Below are 1,830 nucleotides of genomic sequence, written 5' to 3' on the forward strand. Positions count from 1 at the left end.
TGCGCGCCCTCTGGCGGTTCTGTTCCTGCCGGTCAGGTGCCGTTGACTGCTGGTGAGCTTCAAACCCTGGTGGCGGAGGCGCTACCTGCCGCCGCGCAGTTGCTGTTCCGGCGTGAGAAGAAGCTGATGGTCGCCGGTTTGAAGGTGCTTGAGTTGAGTGTTCGGGCGGTACCGGAACGTGCCGGGGAGGTGTCTGCTTACGCGCAGGATGCTGTGGAGGTTCTTCCTCTGGAGCTGCGCGATCGCGCGCAGAAGCTGTGCCCTGACACCGCGCCAGCACAGCCTAGTTTGAATCAGCCTAGCTCGGCTCAGCCCGCCTCCACCCGGCCTGCCTCAGATCAGCCGCCCCGTAGCGTGCAGATTCCGGATGTCCCCGCCCTTGGGCTCTCAGCCTCGGAGGTGAACGCCGCCCTCAACGCGGCGCCCCAGGCTGGGCGCGCCTCCGAAGCTACCCGGGATGCTATTCGCGACGACCGGGACTGTGAAGAGCTGCTGTTCGCCCTCTACCATCTCAACGAGAGGGAGCAGTCTGTCCGCCGCATTCCGGCGCTGCTGAGCTACCTGCATCGGGCGCATCAGGAGGGGCGAATCATTGAGTTCAGTCCCGCTTTTCAGAAGCATCTGCGCCGCTACCTGAGCCGTGCCTGGCATGATGGTCGCGACCAATTGCGGTATCTGGCGTACCGGTTGCTGGTCCAGCATGTGCACGCCGCAGACCCTGACCCGCAGGCAGCACTCACCGAGCACACGGGCCGTTTTCAGGATGCTGATTTTCATTTCAAGGGGTACCCGCGCAAGGGTAGCGAATATTGGGCGTACCGGTCGCCCACGGCGCTGTTCCATGAGCAGCTTCGCGTTGCGTTCGGGGATCAGCCCTATAGTAGCGAGGGCGCGGCTGGGCAGGGCTTTGCGCCTCTGCTGGCTGAGCCGCTGCCTGCGGTGGAGCGTTCTTTTGAGCGCACGGTGATTCGTTTCAAGTCGTACCGTGAGGCGTTTCCGAAGGTTCTGCACGGCGAGTATGAGGTGAATGATTCCACCTATGAGCTGTGGCAGGTGCCGGGGGAGGAGCCAGCCACGGAGCGGAGCACGTTCACGGCGGCGGCATACGCGGTGGCTGGTGCCTGTGCGGAGTATCCGGGGCGTTCCCTGGAACATACCGAGGTGCCGTCTGTTGCCCTAGTATGTGGCTGGTACGCCTGGGCGATGCGCCACAACCCGGACCTTGTAGCGGCGCAGTATAAGCCGCTGCTGAGCGTGTATCAGTTCTCTCGTCTTCACGGTTTTGAGGAGGTTATGCAGACGCTCGGTGCGGCGGAGCGTGCTCTGGGTGTGCCGTCGTATAACTTCCTGGCGTGGGCTTCTGTAGTGTACGCCCCGGAGCGTCGCGCGTTGACGGCGGAGACGATTGCCTCCCTCATTGACCGCGGCAACTGGGATGCGCACCTTTTCGCCAGTGAGCTCGGGTACCTCCTGGAGCACGGCTGGTTCGGGGCGAATCGCCTGGTGCAGACGTTGAACGATGCCGCTTCTTTGAGCCCCTTGGCGGGGTGGTCTGTCTTCCAGACGGTGCGCCAGATTCTTCCGTTGCTTCCGCAGGTTAAGCAGAGTGCACCCATCGTGAAGCTTGCCGTTGAGCTTGCCGAACTGTACGGCACGCCGGTTGAGATTCCCACCGTCCTGGAGCCGAAGATGAAGGGCTCCACGGTCATGGCGAAAGCACTACGCGCCCTGGCTGCCGTGCCTGCCCGCGAGACCGAGGAGGCGCTTGCCGCCCGCGAAGCTGCGCTCGCCCTGCTGGGTGAATCCTAGCCCGAGAGTCCTAGCCCGAAA

General features: G+C 63.6%; 1 protein-coding gene. It reads left to right on the forward strand.

Going from position 1 to position 1,830, the window contains the following annotated elements:
• Nucleotides 1-1,809: DUF6493 family protein (locus tag Q0216_RS10490; RefSeq protein ID WP_298595288.1), on the forward strand; the 1,809-nt coding region annotated here is incomplete at its 5' end.
• Nucleotides 1,810-1,830 lie beyond the last annotated feature (21 nt).

This window comes from uncultured Rothia sp., assembly GCF_937976295.1.
In the GTDB taxonomy this organism is placed as follows: Bacteria; Actinomycetota; Actinomycetes; order Actinomycetales; family Micrococcaceae; genus Rothia.